This window comes from Psychrobacillus sp. FSL H8-0483, from assembly GCF_038637725.1.
Taxonomy (GTDB): domain Bacteria; phylum Bacillota; class Bacilli; order Bacillales_A; family Planococcaceae; genus Psychrobacillus.
Window position 1 is genome coordinate 4038921 of sequence record NZ_CP152052.1, and the last position, 26465, is coordinate 4065385.

At 36.0% G+C, this 26465-nt stretch carries 24 protein-coding genes; 7 read left to right on the forward strand and 17 right to left on the reverse strand.

All coding sequences use genetic code 11. The features are described from left to right. Nucleotides 1–3: 3 nt before the first annotated feature. Complete coding sequence (locus MHB48_RS19885; protein WP_342599530.1) at nucleotides 4–642, reverse strand: NAD(P)-dependent oxidoreductase; 639 nt, start codon at nucleotides 640–642, stop codon at nucleotides 4–6. 80 nt (nucleotides 643–722) lie between these two features. Further along, nucleotides 723–1151 (reverse strand): Rrf2 family transcriptional regulator, encoded by a 429-nt coding sequence (locus tag MHB48_RS19890; protein WP_342599531.1) that lies wholly within the window; start codon nucleotides 1149–1151, stop codon nucleotides 723–725. Between the two features lie 315 nt (nucleotides 1152–1466). On the opposite strand from MHB48_RS19890, the gene MHB48_RS19895 reads away from it, so the two are divergent. Continuing rightward, entirely contained in the window at nucleotides 1467–2297 is an 831-nt protein-coding gene (locus MHB48_RS19895; protein WP_342601434.1) for a YitT family protein, read from the forward strand. A 56-nt stretch (nucleotides 2298–2353) separates the two neighbouring features. Here MHB48_RS19895 and MHB48_RS19900 read toward each other — a convergent pair whose 3' ends face one another. From MHB48_RS19900 to MHB48_RS19940, 9 genes are all read right to left on the reverse strand, one after another. After that, complete coding sequence (locus MHB48_RS19900) at nucleotides 2354–3868, reverse strand: acetyl-CoA hydrolase/transferase family protein (RefSeq protein ID WP_342599532.1); 1515 nt, start codon at nucleotides 3866–3868, stop codon at nucleotides 2354–2356. A gap of 225 nt (nucleotides 3869–4093) precedes the next feature. After that, on the reverse strand, nucleotides 4094–4738 hold the full coding sequence (locus MHB48_RS19905) for a LytTR family DNA-binding domain-containing protein (protein ID WP_340924842.1): 645 nt from the start codon (nucleotides 4736–4738) through the stop codon (nucleotides 4094–4096). 25 nt (nucleotides 4739–4763) lie between these two features. Next, complete coding sequence (locus MHB48_RS19910; RefSeq protein WP_342601435.1) at nucleotides 4764–5714, reverse strand: RNA methyltransferase; 951 nt, start codon at nucleotides 5712–5714, stop codon at nucleotides 4764–4766. A 192-nt stretch (nucleotides 5715–5906) separates the two neighbouring features. Beyond that, nucleotides 5907–6707 carry a serine hydrolase gene (locus tag MHB48_RS19915; RefSeq protein WP_342599533.1) on the reverse strand — a complete coding sequence of 267 codons (801 nt, stop codon included), beginning with the start codon at nucleotides 6705–6707 and terminating at the stop codon, nucleotides 5907–5909. An 856-nt stretch (nucleotides 6708–7563) separates the two neighbouring features. Continuing rightward, the gene (gene pstA / locus MHB48_RS19920; protein ID WP_342599534.1) at nucleotides 7564–8463 is read right to left on the reverse strand and encodes a phosphate ABC transporter permease PstA; all 900 of its coding nucleotides are present in this window, start codon (nucleotides 8461–8463) and stop codon (nucleotides 7564–7566) included. 2 nt (nucleotides 8464–8465) lie between these two features. Further along, complete coding sequence (pstC, locus tag MHB48_RS19925; RefSeq protein WP_342599535.1) at nucleotides 8466–9395, reverse strand: phosphate ABC transporter permease subunit PstC; 930 nt, start codon at nucleotides 9393–9395, stop codon at nucleotides 8466–8468. 75 nt (nucleotides 9396–9470) lie between these two features. After that, nucleotides 9471–10322 (reverse strand): phosphate ABC transporter substrate-binding protein, encoded by an 852-nt coding sequence (locus MHB48_RS19930; protein WP_342599536.1) that lies wholly within the window; start codon nucleotides 10320–10322, stop codon nucleotides 9471–9473. Between the two features lie 19 nt (nucleotides 10323–10341). Continuing rightward, entirely contained in the window at nucleotides 10342–12123 is a 1782-nt protein-coding gene (locus tag MHB48_RS19935; RefSeq protein WP_342599537.1) for a stalk domain-containing protein, read from the reverse strand. 673 nt (nucleotides 12124–12796) lie between these two features. Next, complete coding sequence (locus MHB48_RS19940) at nucleotides 12797–12973, reverse strand: hypothetical protein (RefSeq protein WP_342599538.1); 177 nt, start codon at nucleotides 12971–12973, stop codon at nucleotides 12797–12799. 92 nt (nucleotides 12974–13065) lie between these two features. Here MHB48_RS19940 and MHB48_RS19945 point away from each other — a divergent pair, with 92 nt between their 5' ends. Next, nucleotides 13066–14991, forward strand: a complete 1926-nt coding sequence (locus tag MHB48_RS19945) for a translation factor GTPase family protein (protein ID WP_342599539.1) — start codon at nucleotides 13066–13068, stop codon at nucleotides 14989–14991. A 24-nt stretch (nucleotides 14992–15015) separates the two neighbouring features. Continuing rightward, nucleotides 15016–15522, forward strand: a complete 507-nt coding sequence (locus tag MHB48_RS19950; RefSeq protein WP_342599540.1) for an SRPBCC family protein — start codon at nucleotides 15016–15018, stop codon at nucleotides 15520–15522. 129 nt (nucleotides 15523–15651) lie between these two features. Here the strand turns inward: MHB48_RS19950 and MHB48_RS19955 are convergent, their stop codons facing one another. Then, nucleotides 15652–16257 carry an SAM-dependent methyltransferase gene (locus MHB48_RS19955; protein WP_342599541.1) on the reverse strand — a complete coding sequence of 202 codons (606 nt, stop codon included), beginning with the start codon at nucleotides 16255–16257 and terminating at the stop codon, nucleotides 15652–15654. Nucleotides 16258–16269: 12 nt separating this feature from the next. Further along, nucleotides 16270–17292 (reverse strand): YeiH family protein, encoded by a 1023-nt coding sequence (locus MHB48_RS19960; protein ID WP_342599542.1) that lies wholly within the window; start codon nucleotides 17290–17292, stop codon nucleotides 16270–16272. 110 nt (nucleotides 17293–17402) lie between these two features. Between MHB48_RS19960 and MHB48_RS19965 the strand changes: the two genes are divergently transcribed. Continuing rightward, nucleotides 17403–18293: a LysR family transcriptional regulator gene (locus MHB48_RS19965; protein WP_342599543.1), complete on the forward strand. Its 891-nt coding sequence runs from the start codon at nucleotides 17403–17405 to the stop codon at nucleotides 18291–18293. Between the two features lie 45 nt (nucleotides 18294–18338). On the opposite strand, the gene MHB48_RS19970 is transcribed toward MHB48_RS19965, so the two are convergent. Beyond that, the gene (locus MHB48_RS19970) at nucleotides 18339–19280 is read right to left on the reverse strand and encodes a CapA family protein (protein WP_342601436.1); all 942 of its coding nucleotides are present in this window, start codon (nucleotides 19278–19280) and stop codon (nucleotides 18339–18341) included. Nucleotides 19281–19611: 331 nt separating this feature from the next. Between MHB48_RS19970 and MHB48_RS19975 the strand changes: the two genes are divergently transcribed. The 3 genes from MHB48_RS19975 to MHB48_RS19985 are packed head-to-tail and all read left to right on the forward strand — an operon-like array spanning nucleotide 19612 to nucleotide 22113. Then, nucleotides 19612–20352 (forward strand): ABC transporter ATP-binding protein, encoded by a 741-nt coding sequence (locus tag MHB48_RS19975; protein WP_342599544.1) that lies wholly within the window; start codon nucleotides 19612–19614, stop codon nucleotides 20350–20352. After that, a complete protein-coding gene (locus MHB48_RS19980) occupies nucleotides 20330–21436 on the forward strand; it encodes an ABC transporter permease (protein ID WP_342599545.1) in 1107 nt (368 codons plus the stop codon). The genes MHB48_RS19975 and MHB48_RS19980 overlap by 23 nt, the downstream gene beginning before the upstream one ends. Before the next feature lie 32 nt (nucleotides 21437–21468). Next, nucleotides 21469–22113 (forward strand): TetR/AcrR family transcriptional regulator, encoded by a 645-nt coding sequence (locus tag MHB48_RS19985; protein WP_342599546.1) that lies wholly within the window; start codon nucleotides 21469–21471, stop codon nucleotides 22111–22113. 506 nt (nucleotides 22114–22619) lie between these two features. Here the strand turns inward: MHB48_RS19985 and MHB48_RS19990 are convergent. From MHB48_RS19990 to MHB48_RS20000, 3 genes are all read right to left on the reverse strand, one after another. Further along, complete coding sequence (locus MHB48_RS19990) at nucleotides 22620–23843, reverse strand: MFS transporter (RefSeq protein WP_342599547.1); 1224 nt, start codon at nucleotides 23841–23843, stop codon at nucleotides 22620–22622. A 90-nt stretch (nucleotides 23844–23933) separates the two neighbouring features. After that, nucleotides 23934–24953, reverse strand: a complete 1020-nt coding sequence (locus MHB48_RS19995) for an ABC transporter permease (protein WP_342599548.1) — start codon at nucleotides 24951–24953, stop codon at nucleotides 23934–23936. After that, on the reverse strand, nucleotides 24928–26433 hold the full coding sequence (locus MHB48_RS20000) for a sugar ABC transporter ATP-binding protein (protein WP_342599549.1): 1506 nt from the start codon (nucleotides 26431–26433) through the stop codon (nucleotides 24928–24930). The genes MHB48_RS19995 and MHB48_RS20000 overlap by 26 nt, the downstream gene beginning before the upstream one ends. Nucleotides 26434–26465 lie beyond the last annotated feature (32 nt).

Sequence of the window (26465 nt, forward strand, 5' to 3'; positions counted from 1 at the left end):
TGTTTACTCCGCTTCTGAAACAACTGAAAAACGTTCATTGATATGCTTAGGATTTTCAATTTCATCTACAATGGCAATTGCGTAATCTGCATAACTGATATAGCTTTCACCTTTTGAGTTTAAAATTAGATTATCTTTACCTAATTGGTATGACCCTGTTCTTTTACCTTCCGGATCAAAGTGGCCAGCAGGGCTAACAAATGTCCATTTAATATCAGCTGTTTCTTGTAATTCTTTTAAGTTTCTTCCTTGACCTGTTGCTGTTGGTTTAAAAATGTCTGGAAAATCAGGTGTATCGACTATACGAATTGTTTTCGCTTCATCCACATATAAACTTCCTGCGCCACCTACAACAATTGCTCTTGTATCTGTTCCTTTAATCGCTTCAATTAAAGCATGCCCAGCATCTACATGTGCTTGCTCTTCACCAAGAGGAGCACCAAAAGCATTTACGACTACGTCAAACTGTTTTACATCATCTGATGAAAGATCGAATATGCTTTTTTCTAAAACTTGAACATTGCGATCATTCAATTTCGAAGCATCTCTTACAATTGCAGTTACTTCATGCCCTCTGTCTGCTGCCTCTTTAAAAATTATATTTCCTGCTTTACCTGTTGCTCCAATTACGCCTATTCTCATTATTATTTCCTCCTATTTATTCTAAATTATATTTGTTGTAATCAATTTGGTTACAACTATATCAAAAAAATTGAATATACCTACCCAATTTTTTGATTTAATACATGAACAAGTTCTTCCATCGTAACTTCTTTTAATACCGCTTCCATTGCATCTTGTGCACGGAATAAGATTAATTCAAGTACACCTTGAATATTGGCACCGATAGGACAATTAGGATTTGGATTTTCATGCATTTGAAAAAGCTCTCCTGCATCCATTACTTCTACCGCACGATACACATCTAATAATGTTATTTCATGTAAAGGCATTATAAGAGTTGCTCCACCTAGACCACGACGAATCTCTATGATCCCAGCATTTTTTAGTTTACCCATTACTCTTCGAATTACTACCGGATTTGTATTAACACTTTCTGCAATCCACTCAGATGTACAAATGACATTTCTATCTAAATTTATTAAAGAAAGTATATGAACTGCCACTGTAAATCGACTACTGATTTTCATGTCTTATCACCTTCCGATGTAACCATCATAATTACATCCATTATTTTTGTCAATAAAAAAGATTGCATGATTTACAATACTTATTAAGACTTCGTAATAATCCTATCATATTAAGTAAATTATTACGTTTAGATAACAGATATCATCAAATTCTCCTACTTTTTTAAAATCCCAAGCTTTCTTCTTTGATTATTTAGAATTATTCTATAAAATAATAAATAGATTAATTTAGAAAAGAGGAGATTTCTATTGAGTGACATAGCGAACGAACTTAAATCTGTCAAAACCCCACATAAGAGAACCCCCAAAAAAACAGTGGTAGCACGTACTTTTACGATTGCCCTAGGCGCAATTTTAATGGCCATCGGTTTAGAACTATTTTTAGTACCAAACCTAATTCTTGATGGCGGTGTTGTTGGGGCCTCCATTATCATCTCTCACTTAACAGGCCTCCCTCTTGGAGTTTTTATTTTCATCCTTAACATTCCTTTCTTTTTCCTAGGGTATAAGCAAATAGGGAAAACCTTCGCACTCTCTACACTCTTTGGTATTACTGTTCTATCTATCTTTACGTCACTTTTACATAATATTGATGCGTTTACTTCCGACTTATTACTTTCTACTGTATTTGGTGGTGTAACTCTTGGTATGGGAGTGGGTCTTGTTATTCGTAATGGCGGATCTTTGGATGGCTCTGAAATATTGGCTATCTTATTTAACAAAGCTCTACCTTTTTCTGTTGGTGAAATTATTATGATTATTAACTTAGTAATATTTTCTGTTGCCGGTTTTGTATTTACATGGGAACAAGCAATGTATTCATTTTTAGCATATTTTGTAGCCTTTAAAACAATCGATATCGTTATTCAAGGGCTGGATGAGTCTAAATCTGTCTTCATCATTAGTGATACTGTGGAAGATATTGGTGATGCTATTATGGATCGCTTAGGACGTGGTGTAACGTATTTACATGGTGAAGGGGCTTATACAGGAGACAATAAAAAAGTTATCTTTACCGTTATTACACGATTAGAAGAAGCTAAATTAAAATCCATTGTGGAAGAAATTGATGATAAAGCATTCTTAGCTGTAGGTAATGTCGCAGAGGTTCAAGGCGGTAGATTTAAGAAGAAAGATATACACTAATAACAGATATAAAAAACCGATTTCATCAAGTGATGAAATCGGTTTTTTTATAGGTTTTACAAAGATACCGTTACTTTCTCTAGCATGGTTCCATTATTCGCTAGATTTGTGTGGAATGAAAATGCCTTTTCCAAAACATGTGGTGTTTGCCCACCTCTAGTTAGCGCTTCTTCGTAATAATTTCGTAGTTGCTCCTTGTAAGAAGGGTGTACGCAGTTATTAATAATTAACTCTGCTCGTTCTCTAGGCGCTAAGCCTCGAAGATCGGCATAACCTTGCTCTGTTACGACTACATCCACATCATGCTCTGTATGGTCTACATGCGCCACGAAAGGAACAACACTAGAAATATTGCCGCCTTTTGCAATTGATTTTGTTACAAAAATGGCTACTCGTGCATTACGAGCGAAGTCACCAGAACCCCCAATACCATTCATCATCTTTGTTCCAGACACATGTGTAGAATTGACATTACCATAAATATCGAATTCTAAAGCTGTATTAATAGATATTAATCCGAGTCGACGAATAATTTCTGGATGATTCGTAATCTCCTGTGGTCTTAAGATTAATTTATCGCGGTATTTATCAAAGTCACCATATACTTGCTCCATTTTTTCTTCTGAAAGTGTAATAGAACATCCAGAAGCAAAGTTTACCTTTCCTGCGTCTATTAGCTCGAAAACAGAGTCTTGTAAAACCTCCGAGTAAACTTGTAAATCTTTAAACTCAGAGTCTATCATTCCATGTAATACAGCATTTGCCACAGAACCAATTCCCGCTTGTATAGGAGCGAGTTTTTCAGTCAATCTACCAACATTCACTTCTTCTCGAAGAAATGAAATTAAATGCTCTGCCATTTCCCCTGTTTCATGATCTGGAGGAATAATTGTGGAAGGAGAATCTGCTTGTTTTGTAAACACAATTCCCTTTATTTTATCTAGATCAAATGGAATACCAACAGTACCAATTCGATCATCTACTTTTGTTAAAGGAATCGGTTCTCTCTTCCCTTGCTCTGCTGGCTCATACAAATCATGTAGCCCTTCTAACGACTCAGGGTGCTCCAAGTTTATTTCTACAATAATATTTTTTGCTTGCGATACAAATGTTAAAGAGTTTCCAACAGATGTAGTTGGAATAATCATTCCATCTGCCGTAATTGAAACCGCTTCCACAATTGCGAAATCAATTGCAGGTAATGCGCCTGCTCGAATCATTTCTGCTGTTTGTGATAAATGCTGATCGACAAATAAGTGGTTAGCAGCATTAATATTTTTTCGCATGGTTGCATCTGCTTGGAATGGTAAACGCTTATTTATAATACCCGCTTCTGATAACACTTTATCTAGATCGGAACCTAAAGATGCTCCTGTAAATATATTCACTTTAAAATGGTCTTTTTTCGCTCTTTCCACTAATGCAAATGGAACTGCTTTTGCGTCACCTGCACGTGTAAATCCGCTTAAACCTAAAGTCATTCCATCTTCAATCCAAGAAGCAGCCTTTTCTGCGCTAACAACAAAGCTATGTAAACTAGTATCTTTTATACGCCCAATATTCTTTTCCATTTATTTCATCCCCCTTGAAAAAGTGCATTTAGATAATTTTATCGCGTTTTGTCACAATTTCGAAAAAACTTGATAAACTTACTTATTTTTTGAATGAAACAGAAAAAACAAATGCTAAAACAGCATTTGTTTTTTATTATATTTTTTTCCCCGTTATATTTATAATTGTAAATTTAAATAACACTTGAATAGCGGGGAGTTTTCCCCTTATTCAAGTGCCGTTTATTAAAATCCTAATAACTTTCGAAAATAACTAGAATACGATTGGCTTACTGATATTTTTTCTTCATTATTCATCGCTAACACAAACGTAGAATGCGTATCAGGATAAATTTCTTTAATATGATGAACATTTACGATAAAAGAACGATGACAACGGATAAACAAATCCCTTGGAAGCCGATATTCAAAGTCTTGCAAGGAACTAGTATGGGTTCCAGAGAAAGATTTCGTTACAATATGTGTTTTACGATCTTTCGCTTCTAAATAAATAACATCAGAAAAAGGAATAGGAACCCAACCGTCTTGTGTTTTAATCGTTATTACAGATTTTCCATCGGTAAACGCAGGATGAATAGCTAATACACAGCCTTCTAACTCGCCATTATGCTGAAAAGGCACAGCCATTCCATGATAAGGGACACCAAACACCTCTCGATCAATAAATTCCGATACATTTTGCTTACTTTTCATGGCTTTATAAGCAAGTGTTCCTTCTTTTACTGGATCACCAGGAGATATTTTCAAATCAACTCGTTTACTTGACCGATAGTAAATGTATTTTTCCGTGTCAGAAACTGCTATAGATATTTCATCTGAAAACAATTCACCAATCACATCTAATAGCGCAACAATGGATAAGTCTTTCATCCTTCGTTCCCCCTTCGCCCTTAACTTACTCGCAAACAACTACCTCACGCGTAAATTGTTGTTTTTTTGTAATACAGCGATCCTTGATCTGTAACCCTACGGACTCTAATCGGTCGTCCATTGATTCGATCGTTACAATAACTACCTTTTTTGCAATTCTTCTCGCATGTTTTAAAATCGTAAATTGATCTTCCCACGACACATGTGTATATAAGTTATAAGGTAAATCTATAATTGCCACATCATACGTCTCTATAATCTCTTCAATGGCGCTCTTCTTTACATCTCCTGTTAAACCAAAGTATGCAATATTTTCTCTAGAGCCATCGCAAACGAGTGGATTAATATCTCTCCCTACAATATGGATACCCATGGATAACGCTTCTACCAGAACCGTTCCTATACCACAACAAGGATCAATTGCTCGAACACCCTCTGGATGAGGAACCGCAATATTTGCTACTGCACGTGCTACTCGGGTGCTAAGTGCAGTAGAATACTCCCGCGGCTTTTTTATATGTGCAAACCATACTGGCTCACTTTTTGTATACGTACCAAAATACCAACGACCTTCGTATGGAACTACTGCGTAAAGTTGGTTCGGATTATGTAAATCGAAATCTCCTTGCATTTCAGTCCCAATAGCTCTTTCTATTTGAAGACGTTCGCTATTTTCAATTTTATCTTTTCCTTGTCGATCGTTAATCTTTAAAAAGATCACTTTATTTGTTTCATTTTCCGATCCAAAAGCGGGAGCCTGTGCAACAATTTCCTCTACAGTGTCACCCTCTGCTAAAACTTCCACTCTACCTTTCATAAATGGACTTCTACTTGGATCAATTTTTATACTACTCTTTATAATTTTTACCTCTGTGTCTTTTCCAAAAAAAGAGCGCATCTCTAAGTGACATAGAGAGCGTTCTGCATCATTGTATGCAAATGTATAGATAAATGCCGGTTGGCGGCTATTATTCATCAATGTATTCCCTCCAATATTACTTCCATTATAACACGCTATATTTTCTAAGTCAGAACCAAGAATTGAATAGGCATTCATCAGAAAAAATAGTATGACAGTAAGTTTCAGGAGAGCTAGAAATGACTTTCTACTGTTTTAATAACACGAAAAAGAAGCATATTTACAGGTTTTTAACCGAACAACATCCTTTCATCGCAAATAATGATATATCTCTTCTCCGATATCAGATATGATTTGCTTGGATATTAAGTCATCTTCGTCCTTTGATAGAACAGTTACAACTAGTTTTCGTTGTCCAACGAAAAAGATGCCAACATCGTGGCGAGTACCCGGAATCCATCCTGTTTTATGAGCCAACTCCCAAGCAGTCATGCCATTATTGAAATTGGAGTATGGGGACGGTAGTTTTTCTGGTAAACAATCTTTTATTTGTTGCTTTTTCATCATACCAATCATTTGATCACTAGCTTTTAAAGACACTAGACCCCCTGTAGCCATCTGTTTTAAAACCTTTGCAATATCATTCGCTGTAATTTGATTGAAGTCTTTTGGATTTGGATTATTCATCATTAGCTTATGATAAATTGTACTCTTCTCCATCCCCTCTTTTTTCATCGACTGTACAATGTTATCCACTCCAACAAGATCAATCAGTATATTCGTTGCAGTGTTATCACTTTGGATAATCATCAGCATAATAATGTCTTGAATGGATAGAGACGTTCCCGGGGTCAAGTGTTGAAGAACACCAGAACCACCTACGAAGCCGTCTTGCTTTAGAATAATTGGATCAGTTAACGCTAATTCCCCGTGTTCAACAGCGGAGAAAACTGCAACCATTATAGGTACTTTAATAACACTTGCTGCGTAAAAGAGTTCATCTCCATTTAACTCCCACTTCTGCCCTAAATCCAAATCTTCCAAAACGATTCCCCATGTACCTTTTGATTGTTCAATCAAACCCTCGATTCTACTTACAAGTGTTTTCACTATATATCCCCCTTATCTTCGGTATCTTATTGTTTATTATAAAATAAAATATTCTAACAATAGTGAAAATTATAAAAATTACTATTAATAAGAAAAGCGCAAGCGCTCTCTAAGTACAAAACCTGTTTTGTATCGTTTCCGGAGGTATTTGGACAGACTTATTGCTATATCATTACCGATTGATTTTTTGAGAGGCTGGTCGTCGCCCTCCTTCAACGGTACGAATAAGGGTAAGATCTTTTTGGATAATGAGGGAAAAGATGCTTTCCAACTCATAAAGGAAGCACCCGAAGATACAATTTCGGGTGCTCTAGTGCTCCTCTAAACAATAGACGCTAACTATTTTTTGGTCATATACTCTTTTAGCAGTAGAAGAAAATTAGCAGAATGCTCTTCTTAAAGATTCTTGCTAGCTAACAGGTCCACCCTCTACCTTACCTTGTATACAATCCACTACATTTTCCCACCGTTCAAAGTACCAGTGACTTTATGCACTTAAAAACTATATACTTCCTTATTTTTTAGTTGTCCTTCATTTATGATTGTTTTGAAAACATTTCTTGATTGTAGTGGAAGGCGGCGACTCCAGCGGTATGAGTGAGACAGATGAGACATCACAACGGACGCGTGAGCGGCGGTGATGACTCATCGCTCACCCCGCAGAAAGCGTCCGCCTGTAACGGAAATCAGCAGTATTATTGAATCGATCTTTTTCTCCCAAATATCTGAAACACTGGATTTATCGAACGGAAAATTATATACTTTTTTATTCTTTAAAAAACCCCCTATAGTGTAGACACTTGAAAACAGTCTACACTATAAGGTTATTTAGAAGAAAATCCATTATATGAAGGACTTATCCTTTTTTAGATTTAGAATGAAAGCGAAAATCTCTTATCCATAATGGAAGTCTCATGGATAAACTCAATATAAGGGTAATTAATACTAACAAAGCAGAAGTTTTTTCAGCAATTTCGGATGCATCTTCTACCAGTGCTTCCGATTGTACATACCACAAGTGTACTGGTAAAGTTCCTCCCTGTGACAAGAAATTCCAATCCCACATTTCACCGGAGGTTCCTGTACCTCCTACTAGTAGTATTAAGGCAGACTCTCCAAATGCTCTACATGCGGCAAGACTTACTCCACTGACAATTCCATTTAAAGCTGCAGATATCACTATTTTTGAAATGGTTAATGATTTGGTTGCTCCTAGAGCATAGGAAGCTTCCCTTAAATCATTTTGTACAGCCTGGATTGCTTCCTCGGTAACTCGAGTTATAACAGGTAAGTTTAAAAGAGAAAGTGTAATACCTGCACCAATTATAGTCAGACCAACATTAAATATATCAACAAATAACATGTAACCAAATAAACCAATGACAATAGAAGGAACTGATGCTAAGCTTTCCACACAAGTTCGAATAAAATCTGTCATTTTATTGTTTGGTGCATATTCTGCTAAATACACTCCTGATCCAATTCCAATTGGAATGGAGATTAATAGCGAAATGATTAACACATAAATAGAGTTAATTAAAAATGGACCAACTCCTCCACCTACATCAATCTCACTAGGTAGCCCTACTAAAAAACCAAAAGAAATTTTAGGTAATCCCTTAGATAAAATATATATTAGTAATCCAAAAATGAGCACTAATATAAATGTCGTAATGATCCATAAACCTAATGTGAATACTTGATCACTCGATTTTTTTATTTTTTTATATAATCCGTTAGACGAAATTCCATTCATTCTCATGCTCCTTTTACTCGAAGCTTTCTAATAATAATTATTAGTAAGTTTGAAATAAGTAGTAATAAGAACGCCATCATGTAAAGGGCGTAATTCCAAGTTGAATCGAACTCTACATCAATAATTTGATTTACAATATTGCTTGTTAATACTGCAGTTGGAGTCAATAAATTGGATGGCAGTTGGGGAGTGTTACCTATGACCATAACAACTGCCATAGTTTCGCCTATTGAACGTGCCATTCCCAAAATAACAGCAGTGAAGAGTCCAGGTGATGCGGCAGGAAGAATCACTTTTATAATCGTTTGCATCCTCGTACTCCCAAGTGCATAACTTGCTTCTCTTAACTCCATAGGGACAGAAGAAATGGCATCATCACTAATTCTTGAAATAGTAGGTAATACCATAATGTTTAATACAATAGATGCTGCAAGAAGCCCATCTCCCATAGTAGCTCCAGTAATATTTCTTAAAAAAGGAATAAGTATTGTTAAACCTAAATATCCGTAAACAATAGATGGAATACCTACTAATAAATCAAGTACTGGACGCACTATTCGCTTTAGCCAATCGGGAGCTATTTCAGCAGTAAATATTGCAACTCCTATGGAAATAGGTGCTGCAAATAGTAAAGTTAAACCCGTTAAAGCAAGTGTTCCTAATATAAAGGTAGCTGCACCGAATTTTTCATCATACGGTTCCCATAAGGTTGAAAAAAAGAATTCTTGAAAAGAAACATCTATAAATACTAATAATCCAGTACGACCTACAAAAAAAATAATAGATAATAGGGCTAGTCCTAAAATTACGACACTTAATAAACAAAAAAGCTGAAACATTCGATTATAAAAGTAAGTACTCTTCTTTATTCTTTTTTCCTTCTTGTTTGTTAACGTATGTAATTCCAGTAGCTCCTGCTCCATTTTCGCCATAATATCCTCCAAATACTAACATAATGCCAGCCTATTAATCGGCTGGCATTTTAACTTATTTAAATGAATAAGAACTTATTTCATTTTAGCTATTGGGATAAACTTCAATTTAGTTAAAGAACCATTTTGGAATTTACTGCTTTGGATATACTTAATGAACTCCGCATCAGCACCTTTTGGCTCGCCTTTTGTTACTAGATAACCATAACTCCAAACTTTGTACGTTCCATTAATAACGTTATTCGTTGTAGCTGCTACCCCATTGATATCAACTGCTTTAATATTCCCTTTTACATAAGCAAGGTCTACGTAACCAATAGCATTTGGATTGGAATCAACACCAGTAACCATTTCCCCACTTTTCCCTACTTCTTTATAGTTATCGCCTTTCGTCATAAAAGCTGCTCCATTTAATGCTTTCATCTGATAGTTTACGCGTGTACCAGAACCGTGTTTGCGGTTTACAACAACAATTGCTGCATCTTTTCCGCCAACTTCTTTCCAGTTTTTAATTTTTCCAGCATAAATATCTTGTAATTGCTTTGTTGTTAAATTTTTAACAGGATTTTCTTTATGAATAATTGTTGCAAAAGGAATAACTGCTATTTTGTGTGCTTTCAGTCCTGAAAATGCTTTAAATCCTGGAACGTCTGTCGTAGCATCCCAATCAACAGCCCCTATTGTTGCAGCGCCTTTTGTTACTGATTGTGGGCCAGCAATAGAGGAAGAACCTGAAACTGATACAGACACTTTAGGATTAAGCTTTTTAAATTCCTTAGCAGCTTGTTGTGTCAATGGTAGTAACGCTGTTGATCCAGCTACAACAATTTTTCCCTTTGTTGCTGCAGAAGCAACACCACTGAATGCAAAACTGACAGCCACAATTAATGACAGTGTTAAAATCGCTACACGTTTAATAATATTCATTTATAATCTACCCCTTATCCTATTTTGTTAATAATTCCATTACACCATTTTTGAATAAAACCAATGTTTCACCATTTGTTCCAGGTGTTGTTGCCACGATGGATTTTCCATCATTTGAAACCGAGAAAGATGTTAATTCTAATTTTGTTTGAGCAATGTTCTTTAATTTTTTCGTTGCATTGCTCCATTCATAAATAACCGAATTCCCATTACTTTCTCTTACCAAAATCATTACTTCTCCTTTAGAAGTTACAACGAGATTATTAATGTCTTTATTTGAAATAAGCGTTGAAACAGATTGATCTACACTTATCATTTTTACATCTGGAAGTTTGTCACTTTCAGGGTCTGCACTTACATACACAATACTTCCATCTGCTAAAAAGCTATGAAAAACTTTGTTTTCCTTTGTAATAGTAACTGGAATTGCCTTTGGTTCAGCATCTTCTAAGTTCACTACATATATTTGTTGTTCTGTGTCTGTTAAATCGATGCTATCTACTTCTGGATTTTCACCTTCAGTATTTTTTGTTATTCCTTCTTTACCTACAATATAAAGAACTTTTTTACCGTCCATTGACAAACGTAGATCCGTTTTGTAACTTAGTTTGTCTTCAAAGATCTTCTTAATAGAACCATCTACCACATTAATATAGGAAACTTTCTCGCTTTTATCGCCTTGTAAGAAATAAACTTTTTGACCATCTGGTGACCAAACAAATTCCAATTTAACGGAATCGTCAGACAAGTTAATTCCATTTATTTTTTTAGTTACTAAATCTACTAAATATACATAACCGTTTTCGTCTGAATAAATAGCTTGTTTTCCATTAGGAGATACTGCTAATTCAGTTGCATTTACTGTAAATAATCCTTTTTTAGAAGAAGTGTCGACAACCATAGAACGACTTTCTGTTTCCGTTTCATTTGTTACAAGAATAGAACCATTGTCAACCCATTGTGGTTTAAATGTATCTCCACTTACTAGTCCTGTTGTTGAAACAAAGTAGCTGGTTTGAGTTGGAAGAATGTCTCCATTGAATGCATGAACTAAATCGGAAAGATCTGCATACACCACATTTTTAACTAAAATAGGATTTTCTTTTAAATTGATTACTTTATTATTTACTGTCATAGCTTTGTTTGATAATTTCAATTTGATCGTTTTATCTTTATTCGTAACTAATACTTCGTTATTTTTATTAACTGTTGTAGTAGCAGAAAATAATTTTGCAATATCTTGTACTGAGTATAATTGTTTACCATTCATACTTAGACCTTTTACCTTTTTCTCACTTCCATCAACAGTTAATGATTTTTCCGCTAGATTAAAAGTTCCTGCGACTGTAATTAAAAGACTTTTATCTATTAGTAGATCACCACCAAATGTTTTAACAAAAGAATCCGCTTCTACAAATAATGTTTTCCCTACCATTTTAGTTGGTGTACTTAACTTGGTTTTTTTACCATTAATAACTACATCTGCAACATTTGCTTTATAGTCTATTTTTTTGACTTGCTTACCGCTTTTTTTGGAAACTTCATATGCCTTCGTTTTGCTATTGTATTTCACAGTAGCAACCATAATTTGAGATAATTGATCAATGGAATATAGCTTTTTCTTGTTTACTTGTGTAAAAGAGATTACTTTTTCCTGGCCATTTACAATAATTGTTTCTTTTTGAGCACTTTGTTGCAGTTGTGTAGTTGCTGCACTTACATTAGTTACTGCCACAGGAATAAAGACACTTCCTGATAATAAAGCAGTAGCCATAACTAAACTTGAAATTTTACGTTTCATTTCTATTCCTCCATTTAGTAGCTTACTTTTATCATCAAACCTTCCTCGCCCAGGAACTCTCCTCTCTCTGCATAAAATAAACATCTCCAATAGGTAGTTTAATTTTGAATTGTTAAAATAGTATGATAGTTTTGTAAATTATTTGTTATCTTTATATTTAGTTTTTTGGTATTTAAAGTAATTTATTATTAAATCACGGCTGCTTATTATCCAATTTTACCCATCACATTACACAAGAAATGCGCAAGAATCCCATTTTTTCACTTGTACGTTTTTGGTTCGCTTTGGACGAAATGATCTTTAAATGGTTACGGAGAGCTAAGTGTAGCTACCTTTCTATTCTTAGTGTAAAGGCGGAAATGCGATAGAGAAGGGCTGAGCAGCCAAAATTGCATCTTTGGCTGCTTACTGTATAAATAGGAAAGTGGCTATTCTTTCATTTTCAAAAGCTTGGGCACTTCTATTACTATCGCTTATGGAGAGCGACGGACGAATGACTACCACACGATTACCCTCCGCATCAAGAAATCCAGGTATTGTTGAAGAACTCGTTCAGTTCCAAGCACTCCAAAAGCTCCTATACATAGAGTTCTGTTACTTTAACCTGCAATAATAACTATAGAACCATCTCCAATACGTAAAAAAACTGCGATCATATTGATCGCAGTTTTCTTTATAAATCTTGGTAATCTCTTTGGTACTTTCCACCGTCTTTTACTTCTGAGTGGTATAGAGCTTTTAAGGCAAAGCTTTTTTCCAAATCATGTTCCTTCATTACTTCTTTCAATCGTTTAGAAAGTTCAGGACTGTACTTTACTAGTTCTTGCATCTTTGTTTTTGAATATTGCATGGCTTATTTCCTTCCTTGATTCTAAAGTTGTCCTTTTAGTATAGCATGCCGATAGCTTTTCATTTGCTATAATGGAGCCAAGAGGTGACAATATGCACAAAACGATTGGAATTCTTGCACATGTGGATGCCGGGAAAACAACTTTTTCTGAGCAACTGCTTTATCATACAAAAACGATTAGACAAAGAGGTCGTGTCGATCATAAAGACTCTTTCCTCGATAGTCATTCAATAGAAAAAACTAGAGGCATTACAATTTTTGCAGATCAAGGGATATTCTCTTATAACAATTCCACCTATTATATAATCGATACACCTGGACATGTCGATTTCTCTCCAGAGATGGAACGCGCGATTCAAGTAATGGATTACGCTATTATTCTTATTAGTGCCGTTGATGGCGTAGAAGGTCATACGGAAACCGTTTGGCAGCTACTTAGAAAACACCAAGTCCCAACCTTTTTCTTTATTAACAAAACCGATTATGAAGGAACCAATGCAGCAAGTGTTTTAGAAGAGATTCGTACAAATTTATCCGAAGATGTATACGATTTGACGAATTCGTTTAACGATGAATTCATCGAATTTATTGCAGAGCGCGATGAAGACCTTTTAGAAAAATATATGGACACTGGCTATGATCAAGATTTATGGATACAGACATTCAAATGCATGATTCAGGAAAATAAAATCTTTGCTTGTTCTAGCGGTTCTGCACTGAAAGACATAGGGATCATTGAGTTTTTAGATAAACTTGATATGTTAACAGAGACTTCCTATAGTAAATCAGGTGATTTTGCTGCTCAAGTATATAAAATTCGCCATGATGAAAGCGGAAATCGAGTTACCTTCCTAAAAGTTTTGAGTGGAACTTTGAAAGTTCGAGATGAAGTGAAGTACGAAGAACAATCAGAAAAAATAACACAAATTCGAATATATAGTGGAAATAAATTTAAAACAGTGGACCAAGCAATTGCTGGTGAACTAGTAGCTGTAACCGGACTCACAATACCTTCTATCGGTGACTGCCTTGGTGCTATCGCTGACAAGACAACATTTGATATGATTCCAACGCTAAAATCTAAAGTCATTTTTGACACCTCTATCCATGTCAAAGAAGTATTGCGTTGCTTTAAGCTATTAGACGCAGAAGACCCTTCCTTAAGCGTTTATTGGGATGAGCATTTCCAAGAAATACATGTACATGTGATGGGTGTTATTCAGCTCGAAGTGCTTGAACAAATAGTGCAAGAGCGCTTCTACTTCAATGTATCTTTTGGTGAACCTAGAATTCTTTATAAGGAAACAATAGACAGTGCAATTCGAGGATATGGTCATTTTGAACCCTTAAAGCATTATGCAGAAGTACATTTATTAATCGAACCAAATGAGAGAGATAGTGGTATTTCATTTGAAAATGTATGTCATGCAAATGATTTATCGATTGGCAATCAAAACTTAGTCCGTCATCATTTATTGGAACGAGATCACCATGGATTACTAACGGGTTCTGCATTAACAGATGTGAAGATTACTTTACTTACTGGAAGAGGCCACAACGAACATACATCTGGTGGCGACTTTAGAGAAGCAACTTACCGTGCTTTACGGCAAGGTTTAGAAAAAGCAGAGAATGTGCTACTCGAACCATTTTACGACTATAAGATAAAAGTAGATATGGATCTCATTGGGCGAGTCTTATCTGATATTCAACAAGCGCATGGAACCTTTGAATCTCCAGAAACTGTTGGAGACAAAGTAATTGTAAAAGGACGGGTACCCGTCGCAACATTCATGAATTATAGTACGACTTTTGCTTCTTTCACACATGGCAAAGGAACGCTCAGTTTACTATTTGGTGGATACGACCGTTGCCATAACGCAGAAGAAGTCATAGAAAAAATTGGTTATTATAAAGAAGCAGACCCTGAATACACATCCACTTCTATATTCTGTGCAAAAGGAAAAGGTTATAAAGTTCCTTGGGACGAAGCAGAAGATGCGATGCATTGCTTGTAATGAAATTTTAAGGAGGAATTGCTAATGATTGCAACGATTCAAAAAGAAAGTGAAATCTATACCGCTCGTTACGAACGTCATTTCCATCATTCAGTTGAAGAAGTCTGGTCGATGTTGACAGATAATGAGAAGTTGCAACAATGGTTTACAGAACTTCAAGTGGTCGATTTACGCAATGGTGGCTTAATCAAATTTGATATGCAAGACGGGAATTTCATTGATATGAAAATTCTAGATTATGAAGCTTTCAAGATTTTGGCTTTTGAATGGGGAGAAGATATTGCCAGGTTTGAATTATCGTCTGTTAACGACGGTTGTCAATTAACCTTCATCGAAACTATCTCATCTTTCTCCGAGCAAAAAGTAAAAGATTTAGCTGGCTGGCATGTATGTCTAGATGTCATTGAAGCCATTTTAGATGGTCGCACAATAGCGTCTAGAAAAGATCAGTGGAAAGCTTGGTATGTGAAATACGAGGAGCTTCTGGAAGGGTTAAGAAAAGCCGGGCAAAAAGACGCCCGATCCTTTTAAGAAGAATAACCGTAGATTTCCGCTACGGCGGACGTTCATGACATACCAAGTTTTTCTTATCTTTTAAAAAAAATAACGTTTTGCGTGAAAACCCCCTACAACAGTTTCTATATTGTAGGGGGCTTTCAACTATTCATATCTATATATTAAAAATCGCTCATTGCTATTTTGGTCATATAACTCAGGCACCCTTACTTCTCTCAGTATTTCGAATGCAGTATTCACTTCGAGAAACTGGATGTACTCTGGAGTAGGATAATACAAGATTACATCGACTGAACGTGGATGATTTTCAACCGACAGAAGAATATTACTGATGACCTTTTGAAAAATTTGAATGGAAAATGGATTGAAAAAATAAAACCGATTTTCTTTCGATTCAACCTCATACTCCTCTGCAAGGATTTGTTCAAACCTAATCGATGCTCTAGAGTGTTTTACCTTCTCCATATATCTACCTTGGTTTTCCAGTGCTTCTTGATACAACTGCCCACTCATTTCAACTCCAGTTACAGAAACGTGAAGATGGTGATGGATGTAAAATGAGAATCGACCTTTACCGCATCCGAAATCTACAAATCTGTCTGAACTTGTACACATATACTCATCAAAAAGTGCCTCGAGTGCCATATAAGGGGTTGCTTCGTAACGATTGTAATGTGCAGACTGATGTTGCCACTCACGAATTCCTGCTGTTTTAATACGTAGTAATCGATCATGATCTTGTTCTCTCATGGAGACCCCCTTCTAAACATTTAAATGAAATGCGAAAACAAGTGCGTACCCTAGAATAGATAATAAAATAGAGCCGATCAGACCAGCAGCAAAAGGCTTTACGCCCAACTTTTTAAATGTTCTTATGTCAATATTTAACCCAAGCCCAGCCATTGCCATTCCAATAAGTAGATATGCAACTGAAACAATAAAACTAGCAAGTTCTTCAGGAATAATCCCCAGCGTGTGAATACCACTCATTACTAAAAATCCAATGATAAACCAAGGTATACTGGACATAGAAAACTTACTTTTCGAGTCACCTTTTTCTCCTTTTTGCACAATAAAACCTATAACTAAAGCAATTGGTACTAAAAGTGCTACTCGCGTGAGCTTCACAATTACAGCAAGATCCACAGCATCGCTTCCTCCTGGTTCCGCTGCAGCTATAACGTGTGCTATTTCATGTAATGTCCCACCAGCAAATACACCGTATCCGCTAGAAGTTAAATTCATGATAGGATAAAGAAAAGTATATACTAACGTAAATAACGTACCAAGTATAGCAATTGTTGCAACCCCTATGGCAGTTTCTTCGTCATTCGCTTTCACTTGCGGTGCTATCGCTACAATTGCTGCCGCTCCGCAAATCGCTGTCCCACAAGCCGTTAGAATACCTAACTTCTTATCTACCCCAAACAAACGAGAAAATCCATATACAACAAATAAAGCAAAAAGAATATTAATAAGAGCAATTAAAAATACACTTAATCCAGCATGATAAATATCCGCTAAATTTAACCGCATACCCAATAAAATAATTCCTAATCGCAACAACTTTTTACTTGAAAAAGAAACACCGCTTTGAAACTGCGTTGGTACACCAATTGTTGCGCTCCAAACCATACCTAATATAATAGCAATCACTAATTGTCCCATAATAGATAAAAACGGAACTCCGGATAATAATTTTGCTAATATAGCAATAACCAGTGTAATACCTATGCCGTAAAAAAATGACCGGTTCATTTTAAATGTATTAGCTTTCTCTTTCATCTTCCATAATCCCCCCTATGTGAAGTTCACTTTACGGAACTTTCTATTATTAGTAAAATACATATATATAATCGCTATTATTAAGATTTTTAATGATTGGATGTGAGCAAGTGTACTATGATGCCCTTAAAACATTTGTAACGCTAGTAGAAACAAAAAATTTTACAAGAGCCGCTGAGTTCCTTCACATCTCACAACCGAGTGTAAGTGTGCATATAAAAAACTTAGAAGCCGAATTTCAAACGGAACTGCTTATACGCTCACCAAAAGTATTAAAAATCACCCCTACTGGTGAAATTTTATATGAGCGAGCTAAACAAATACTTTCCATGTATGAACAAACGCAAAAAGATATCCTCGAACATCACCATGACATTATTGGAAAGCTCATCATTGGTGCAAGCTTTACTATAGGTGAATACGTTCTTCCGCCATTACTCGTGGAACTTCATGCGAAGTATCCAAATCTTGAAATAGAAGTATTTATAGGAAATACGGAAGAAATTGTTCAATCGGTTCGACTGCTTAATGTCGATATTGGGTTGATAGAGGGTCAAACAAATGATAGAGAATTGCTAGTAGAGCCTTTCATGGAGGATGAATTATTCATCGTTGGATCAATACAGCATGAGTTAGTTTCAAAAGAGGCAGTTAATATGGCAGATCTTCAAAACCAAACATGGTTCATGAGGGAAGAAGGCTCTGGGACGCGAGAATATTTAAAACATATGATTCGTTCCAATGGTTTAAAGGTGAAATCTATACTTACTATTAGTAGTAACCAAGGGATTAAAGAAATGATTATTCATAGCGGGCAAGGGTTGTCACTTCTGTCCATCCATACGATAAAAAGAGATGTTCAGCAGCATAATCTTTCTATCCTACCCCTTAGTCATCCAGCCTTCAAGCGATTGTTTTCCTGTGTATGCTCACCTGTGATGGAAAACAAACGACATGTAATGGCATTTAAAAATATATTACGACAAAAAACAAAACTCTAGCATTCATAACCATGCCAGAGTTTTGCTTCAATAACCTTTTTAAAATTATTTAGATTGACAATTACAACTACCAAATACATGTTGCTGCACCCATTTATCCGTTTTGCCGATCTGATTTTCCACGTTTACAAGCAAATTCACCGTATAAGGTTCTCCCTTCACAACAGCTGTTGATATGAAAGTAGGATTCTCGATACTTAACACTTGCTTGCCGTTGATGCTTTTTTTCAAAATCTCTAACTTTGCAATTCCACCGACGTTCGTGTTCTCCATTTTTTGTGCTGAAAAGAAATTCCCTAACGAATAAAACACATGCGTTCGGTGACCACTACCTGTCGTTATCACCTCATAAGGCTGAATAACATGAGGATGATGACCAAAGATAATGTCTGCGCCTGCATCCGCAATTGCACTTGCTAGTTGCTTCTGGTTGTCGGTTGGTTCAAGCTCATACTCATTTCCCCAATGCATATTTACTACAACAAAATCCACTTTTGGCTTCAAGGAACGAATATCCTTTGCAATTTTTTCTACATCGATTCGGTTCACCAAATAATCCTTTTCACTTGGCGTTTCATGACCATTCGTACCGTAAGTATAACTGAGAAATCCAAAGTTAATATTCTCTACTTGAATGATACGATCTGTTTGTAAATCCTCGAACGATTCATAAGCGCCAATATAAGGCATATCGTATGTTTTCATATTGTTTATGGCTGCCAAAACACCCGCTTCCTTTTGGTCAAGTGTGTGATTATTCGCCATCGATACCATGTCAACACCGATCGTTTTCAAGTCACTTATAATATGTGCTGGGCTAGCAAAGTCTGGGTACCCAGATAAGCCAAACTCAACGCCTGCTGGAATAGACTCTTGATTTGCTAATAAAAAATCGATTGACTCCAACTCTTCTCTTACCGGTTCAAAAGAAGGAAGAAAGCTTGCATAATTGTATAATGGAAGATGCAACAAAATATCTCCAATCATACCAATCTCGATTTTACTTTCTTCATAATCCAAATAAAATGTCGAAAATTGTTTCCCGTGGAACTCTTCCTTAAAAGGTTCTGTAATTTGCAAATTAAAATAAAATAAGACCGAAATCAATAATACTAAGAATGAAATTAGAGTTTTTATTCAAAATCCCCCCTTGCAATCATTTACTTTAATCATAGTGATTATACAATCCTAATCGCATACATAAATTATATTATTCTTTTATAAGAAGCATACACCATTGAACTTTGTTTCGTAATGCATATAATAAAAACAAGATGAGTGATTACTCACTCTCAAACTAATGAGGAGGTTTCTAAATATGAACTCAACCATTGTATTGCATCAAGTAAGTAAAAGTTTCGGAAATAAAAATGTGTTAAATGACATTAGTATTTCAGTAGGTTCTGGTCAAATATTCGGCTTAATCGGACCATCTGGTTCTGGTAAAACAACATTGGTGAAAATTATCGTAGGAATGGATCTACCTTCCAGCGGTCAAGTTCACGTACTAAATACTCAAGTTCCGAATTTGAATCTGTTACAAAAAATTGGGTACATGGCGCAGGCAGATGCTTTATACAATGACTTATCTGGACTAGAAAATCTTACTTTTTTTGCTTCCCTCTATAAATTAAACAAAGATGTGCAAAAAAAGCGAATTGCATATGCTGCTAATTTAGTTAATTTGACTCCTCATTTAACAAAAAAAGTTCAGAATTATTCAGGTGGAATGAAGAGAAGGTTATCTCTAGCAATTGCATTAATTCACGATCCACAAATATTAATATTAGATGAACCGACTGTTGGGATCGATCCTGAGCTTAGAAAGTCTATTTGGGCAGAGATTACTCGCCTTAAAGAGGAAGGTAAAACCATTTTAATTACAACCCATGTGATGGACGAAGCAGAAAAATGTGATCAACTTGCTATGGTTAGAGATGGAGAAATAATATCAAGTGGATCTCCGTTCGAATTGAAAAACAATTACCAAATTAATAGTTTAGAAGAGGTATTTTTAAAAGCTGGAGGTGAGAAAGATGAGAACAATCGCATTAGTTAAACGAATTTGTATCCAAATGGTAAGAGATAAACGAACACTCGCTTTAATGATGGTTGCACCACTAGTCATTTTAACTCTATTGCATTACTTACTTTCTGCTGATACCTCCTCTCCTAGACTAGGGGTAAATGGGATTGAAGAGGAGTTAGTGGAACAATTAAATGACAAAGAAATTGAAGTTATCCAGTATGATCAACTAAAAAATACAAATCAAGTCATGAAGCATGATCACTTAGATGGGTTTCTTCAAATAGAGGGAGAAGAAATCCATCTAACACTTACAAATGATCAACCTTCTACATCCAAGGTTTTACAAACAAAAGTGTTACAGGCCATCTCCTTCGAAAGTGCAAAGGAACAAGCAAATAACTTGTCCAAATTTCTTCAAGATATTCAAAGTAACCTTTCAAACATACCAGTAAATTTGGGCAACACGAAAACACCAGATATGCATACTTCGTATATTTATGGAAGTAGTGAAACAACGTTTTTTGATCAGTTAAGTCCTATTTTAGTCGGTTTCTTTGTCTTCTTCTTTGTCTTTCTCATCTCTGGAATTGGATTATTACGAGAACGTACTACGGGCACGTTAGATCGATTAATGGCAACACCTATTCTAAGGAGAGATATTGTTTTTGGTTATTTAATCGGTTACGGACTATTTGCTATTATTCAAACACTTATCGTTGTTTTTTATGCAGTGAAGGTTTTAGATATTATGCTTGTCGGTTCTCTATGGAATGTTGTCTTGATTAATTTATCGCTAGCGCTTGTTGCCTTGTTACTTGGTATTTTATTATCCGCCTTTGCAAATTCAGAATTCCAGATGATGCAGTTTATACCGATCGCAATCATTCCTCAAGTCTTTTTTGCTGGTATTCTTCCAATAGAAGGAATGCCAGAATGGATGCAAATGATTGCTAAATGTATGCCCATGTACTATGGTGGAAATGCGTTAGTAGACGTTATGTATAAAGGATTAGGGTTAGATAGTATTAAAAATGACCTATTTGTATTGTTAGGATTCGCACTCGTTTTTATCGTGTTAAATATAGTTGCTTTAAAGAAGTATCGAAAAATCTAAAGATAAGAAGTATCGAGTGAAAGGAGTCAGCGATGTCCGAAGAAGAAATATTGTTACAACAACTATTTGAGGAAGAAAAATTAACTGATAAGCAAAAAAAGATTATCCTTGCTGCTATAGAATCATTTTCAGAAAAAGGGTATGCTGCTACCTCTACAAGTGAAATCGCTAAAAAAGCTGGGGTCGCTGAAGGCACCATTTTCCGACACTATAAAACGAAAAAAGAATTGCTCGTTTCCATTGTTGCTCCACTCATGACAACACTAATTGGTCCATTCATTGTAAAAGATTTTCACAAAGTACTAGATCAACCTTATGAAAATGCCGAAGACTTTTTAAGAGCAACGATTGAAAACCGAAGAGAGGTTATTAAAAAGCTTCTTCCCGTTATCAAAATAATGATTCAGGAAATCCCTTTTCATCCTGAATTGAAAGAGCAATTCCTAGAACAGATTGCGAAAAAAACATTCGATCGAATTTTGATTGTTATTAAAGATTATCAAGATAAAGGTCAATTAATTGAAATGCCTTCTGCAAGTATGGCTAGACTAGCCACCACCAGTATTCTTGGTTACTTAATTTCTCGTTACATCTTATTCCCAGATAGTCAATGGGATGATGAATTGGAGACAGAGCGTACCGTCCAGTTTATCCTACATGGAATAGGGAAAAGATAATAAAAACACATGATAAAAATTGGTGCACATCCTTATCTTGTGAGCACACCATCGCATCATGAGTAAAAAGAACATTCTATATCAAAATTGGAAGATTTAAATGAATTGAGGAAGAAATACAAGGATACGTTACCAACATAACGATAAAAAGGGGCTGTCTAATAAGCCCATAAATTGAAGCAGGTGTAGAAAAACGAGTCTTTTTCTACACCTGTTTTTTGTATCCTTTTTATTAAAATTACTATTTTTTGTAGGCAATTGATTGTAGTGAAAGACGGCGACTCCAGCGGGAATAGCAGATGTTTTCTGCACCGAAAGCGAAGCGGCAGGTGCATGCGCTGAAGGCCCCGCAGGAGCGAACAAAGGAACGAAGGCTAAGAACGCGCCACCTCGTGTGGCAACGCCTTCGTGACCAACATCGTGTTGGCCTGAGGAGACTGAAGCCATGCCCGCGGAAAGCGTCCGTCTTGGAACGGAAATCAATACATTGGAAAAGGGAACATCTCTCAGTCACTATATGACTTTAGGGACAGCCCCTTTTTTGATCGTAGATATACAAAAAGAAATCCACCTGCACTTAAAAGTCGTAATACAGAGCTAATGTCCATCGCTATTTCCATACTTAAGTGGTCCAATAGCCAAATACCTATTTGTGGAGCGATGAATGCAACAAAAGCAAGCAATACATTATAGGTCGTAATACAATACGTTCGTGATTGTTCCGGTGATTGCTCCAATAATAAATTAAATAATATCAATACAGTACCCGACAAGAAAAATCCAGATATCGTTTGGATAAATGTTAAATAATATAAGTTTGTAGATAACACAGTTAAAAAAGGTGTTGTAGCCATTCCAACTGCCGCCCATATAAAAACAAGCATATTGGACTTTTTATCCGCCCACTTCTTCCATAAAGGAAACGTTAAAAACTGCATAAGCAGACTACCAACCGAAAACATACTAATCCAAAAGATTGTTGCCCCTGCTACCCGTACATTATAAATATTGAATAACCCCCATGCCATTTGCCACGCAAAATTAAAAAATAACGCAGCAGCTAAAAACCAAACATAGTTGGCATCTTTAAAAATGCTCCAGTCCATGGATTTTTTTTTCACTAGTTTATTCTCTACTGGCACGACATCCTCTTCATGCTTCAATAAGAATAAAACCTCTAATAATCCAAAACCAAAAGCTATTGCAAAAAGAATTTGATACGCAGTAACGTTTTCAGAGGCATCTTTCATTAAGATACCAATAAGTAATGTCGATACAAGCCCAACCATCGTTAGTAGACGATTTCGATCACTGAAGAATTGCCCTCTTCTAGATTCACTGACCATTCCACTAATTAAAGTTTGCCATCCAATAGTGGCTACCGTGTTCGGAACACTAATGAATGCAATAATACCTAAAAATGCCCAAGCTTGTAGCGAAGGTGAGGGTAAATAAACTACGATCACAATCAACAAAAACATGAGTCGAGCAAGTAAAACAGACATCGCAACTAGTTTCTTTTGCGCTTCCGCCCGATTTAGTAGTATAGCTGCTGGTATTGTCATTAACAAAGCAATCAAAGGAGGTAATGAACTAATTAACCCCACTTGATAATTGGTTGCGCCTAATATTGTAATCGCGAAAATTGGAAAAAAATTATTCGAAAAGTTAAGTGCAATAGTAGATGCCATGCCATGGTAAATACTAACCTTTTCATTATACGTTCTCATTCTGTCAGCCCATTCAATAAATAATAGTGTATATGCTAGAATTATATACTTGCACGCACAGAAAACAAGTACTTCGAGACACAAAATTTATTATATTTGGTTGAATCGTTTTTTAGCATAAACATACGTAACTGCAAGTGCTGAAACTAGTACCATTCCTTTAATAATATCAAAAGCATAATACGGCAAGTTTAAAATGGTTAATCCATTTAGTAAGATACCAATAACAGCTGCTCCAAAAAATGTGCCAATAGCGTTTGGTTTTCCAGCTCCCAATACGGAATATCCTACAAAGACAGCTGCTACGGCTTCCATTAAAAGCGGTGCACCCGCGTCAATTTGACCAGAACCAACACGTGCAGTAAATAATATACCTGCCATAGAAGCAAAAATACCCGAAATCACGTATGCCGCACATTTCACTTTTCGGATATTCACTCCTGACAAGGTTGCGGCTTCCGCGTTTCCTCCTGTCATATATAGCACACGTCCCCAACGAGTATGGTGGAGTACAACATAAGCGAGCAACACCATTACAAGCATAATCCATACCGGAACTGGTAATCCAAGCATTCTTCCTTGACCAATCCACAGGAATGCATCCGACAATTGACCTGGGGCAGTTCCACCGGCAGTAAGAGGCATATTATTATAAATCGAATAGCCTTCTGTGTACGTGCGATGAAAACCTGCAACAATATACATCATACTTAACGTTGCGAGTAGATCAGGAATTCCTATTACGACGATCAGAAAACTGTTGAGCAATCCGACTAACGCGCCAATTAATATTGGTAAAATTAACACAAGCCAAAGTGGCATTTCATACCATACCATTAGAGAAGCTGTTATGACCGTAGATAGAGACATGGTTGAACCTACAGATAAATCAAAACCCCCTACTACTAGTGTAAAAGTCACACCTAACGCTAAGAGAGTAACGATAGAAATGGAACGTAATATATCTGTAAAATTTCCATATGTAAAAAAAACATTACTGATGGAGCTAAAATATAAAATAATTATAAATAATAAAACGATGGCCCCGTATTTAAAAATAAATTGAATACCTTGCTCTTGTAAATTATTCTTCTTTTCCCCCGCTTGCATACAGCAAAATCCTTTCTTGGGTCGCATCTGCACGTGAAAACTCCTTCACGAATTGACCATTATACATAACTAAAATACGATCCGAAATACCGATTACTTCTTGTATCTCGCTAGAAAAGTATAGGCAACCTTTCCCGTCCTCTGCTAGGTCACGAATTAGCTTAAAAATGTCCTTTTTTGCACCGATATCAACACCTTTGGTCGGTTCATCAAATAAATAGACTTTGGAATTACGTGACATCCATTTTCCAATAACTACTTTTTGTTGATTTCCCCCACTTAAATGGACAAGCGGTGTTTCTGTGTGATCTGTTTTAATTTGTAGTCGATTAATGATATCCTTTGCAAAACTTTTTTCAGCTCTTTTATTCATAAATAATAGGCCTGAAAATTTTTTTAAGTTCGGAAAAGAAGTATTCGTTTGTAAAGACTCATGCACAAAAAGGCCTTCTTTTCTGCGTTCCTCTGGAATAAGTGCCATGCCGGCACGTATTGCATCCTCGGGATGTTTTACGTTTAGGTTTTTACCTGAAAGCATTACACTACCCTTTTTTTGTGGACTTGAACCAAACAACACTTTGGCCAGCTCCGTTTTCCCTGCACCAACGAGTCCTACAATACCAACAATTTCTCCTTCTGAAACAGTAAACGAAAGATCCTTTAATTTTTGACCATCTGATAATCCTTTTACCTCGAGTATTGTTTCTCCTAATGTATAATTTCGCGTTACCTGCTCCTGATCAAAAGAAGCACCAAGCATTGCTTCTATAATAATTTCTGGTTCTGCATCTAGTGTATGAAAAGTTTCCACTAGCCTTCCATCACGCATTACGGTAATTCGGTCACTTATTTCAAACACTTCTGGAAGTCGATGTGAAATAAATATACAACTAACACCTTGCGTTTTTAGTTTGTTAATTACTGAAAAAAGCTTATCTGATTCATGAAGTGACAAAGGAGCAGTTGGTTCGTCGAAAATGATTATTTTTGCTGAGCTAACAAGGGCTCTTGCAATTAATACTAATTGTTTTTCAGCTAAAGTAAGTTTAAATGCTGGTTGTTGTACTGCAATGTTTTCTACTTGCAGTTGCTTCAGTGCATGGCTCGCCTCTTTGTACAACTTCGAGGTTGAGATGAACAAACGGTTGCTAGTAGCAATTGTATCTAGCATAATATTTTCAGCAACGGATAATTCAGGAACAATTGCTGTATCCACTTCTTGATAAACGCAATAAATCCCTTGGTCTTTTGCCGCTTTTGGTGATCGGAGTCGAACATTTTCACCGTCTATCCAAATCTCCCCTTCGTCTTGTTCGTACACGCCTGATAAAATTTTTATAAGCGTACTTTTACCCGCACCATTTACACCGAGCAATGCATGCACTTCGCCTTTTGCTAGATGAAATTCTGCGCTTTCTAGTGCTACCACATTTCCAAATGATTTACGTATTGAATTCATTGAAAGAAAAGGATTTGCCATAAATACACTCCTTTCTAAAAAAGAAACTGTCC

Coding starts and splice junctions, on each gene's coding strand:
- MHB48_RS19885 (WP_342599530.1), bottom strand. CDS start 642: ATGAGAATAGGCGTAATTGGAGCAACAGGTAAAGCAGGAAATATAATT.
- MHB48_RS19890 (WP_342599531.1), bottom strand. CDS start 1,151: ATGAAAATCAGTAGTCGATTTACAGTGGCAGTTCATATACTTTCTTTA.
- MHB48_RS19900 (WP_342599532.1), bottom strand. CDS start 3,868: ATGGAAAAGAATATTGGGCGTATAAAAGATACTAGTTTACATAGCTTT.
- MHB48_RS19905 (WP_340924842.1), bottom strand. CDS start 4,738: ATGAAAGACTTATCCATTGTTGCGCTATTAGATGTGATTGGTGAATTG.
- MHB48_RS19910 (WP_342601435.1), bottom strand. CDS start 5,714: ATGAATAATAGCCGCCAACCGGCATTTATCTATACATTTGCATACAAT.
- pstA (WP_342599534.1), bottom strand. CDS start 8,463: ATGAATGGAATTTCGTCTAACGGATTATATAAAAAAATAAAAAAATCG.
- pstC (WP_342599535.1), bottom strand. CDS start 9,395: ATGGCGAAAATGGAGCAGGAGCTACTGGAATTACATACGTTAACAAAC.
- MHB48_RS19930 (WP_342599536.1), bottom strand. CDS start 10,322: ATGAATATTATTAAACGTGTAGCGATTTTAACACTGTCATTAATTGTG.
- MHB48_RS19935 (WP_342599537.1), bottom strand. CDS start 12,123: ATGAAACGTAAAATTTCAAGTTTAGTTATGGCTACTGCTTTATTATCA.
- MHB48_RS19940 (WP_342599538.1), bottom strand. CDS start 12,973: ATGCAATATTCAAAAACAAAGATGCAAGAACTAGTAAAGTACAGTCCT.
- MHB48_RS19945 (WP_342599539.1), top strand. CDS start 13,066: ATGCACAAAACGATTGGAATTCTTGCACATGTGGATGCCGGGAAAACA.
- MHB48_RS19950 (WP_342599540.1), top strand. CDS start 15,016: ATGATTGCAACGATTCAAAAAGAAAGTGAAATCTATACCGCTCGTTAC.
- MHB48_RS19955 (WP_342599541.1), bottom strand. CDS start 16,257: ATGAGAGAACAAGATCATGATCGATTACTACGTATTAAAACAGCAGGA.
- MHB48_RS19960 (WP_342599542.1), bottom strand. CDS start 17,292: ATGAAAGAGAAAGCTAATACATTTAAAATGAACCGGTCATTTTTTTAC.
- MHB48_RS19970 (WP_342601436.1), bottom strand. CDS start 19,280: ATGATTGGAGATATTTTGTTGCATCTTCCATTATACAATTATGCAAGC.
- MHB48_RS19975 (WP_342599544.1), top strand. CDS start 19,612: ATGAACTCAACCATTGTATTGCATCAAGTAAGTAAAAGTTTCGGAAAT.
- MHB48_RS19980 (WP_342599545.1), top strand. CDS start 20,330: ATGAGAACAATCGCATTAGTTAAACGAATTTGTATCCAAATGGTAAGA.
- MHB48_RS19985 (WP_342599546.1), top strand. CDS start 21,469: ATGTCCGAAGAAGAAATATTGTTACAACAACTATTTGAGGAAGAAAAA.
- MHB48_RS19990 (WP_342599547.1), bottom strand. CDS start 23,843: ATGAGAACGTATAATGAAAAGGTTAGTATTTACCATGGCATGGCATCT.
- MHB48_RS19995 (WP_342599548.1), bottom strand. CDS start 24,953: ATGCAAGCGGGGGAAAAGAAGAATAATTTACAAGAGCAAGGTATTCAA.
- MHB48_RS20000 (WP_342599549.1), bottom strand. CDS start 26,433: ATGGCAAATCCTTTTCTTTCAATGAATTCAATACGTAAATCATTTGGA.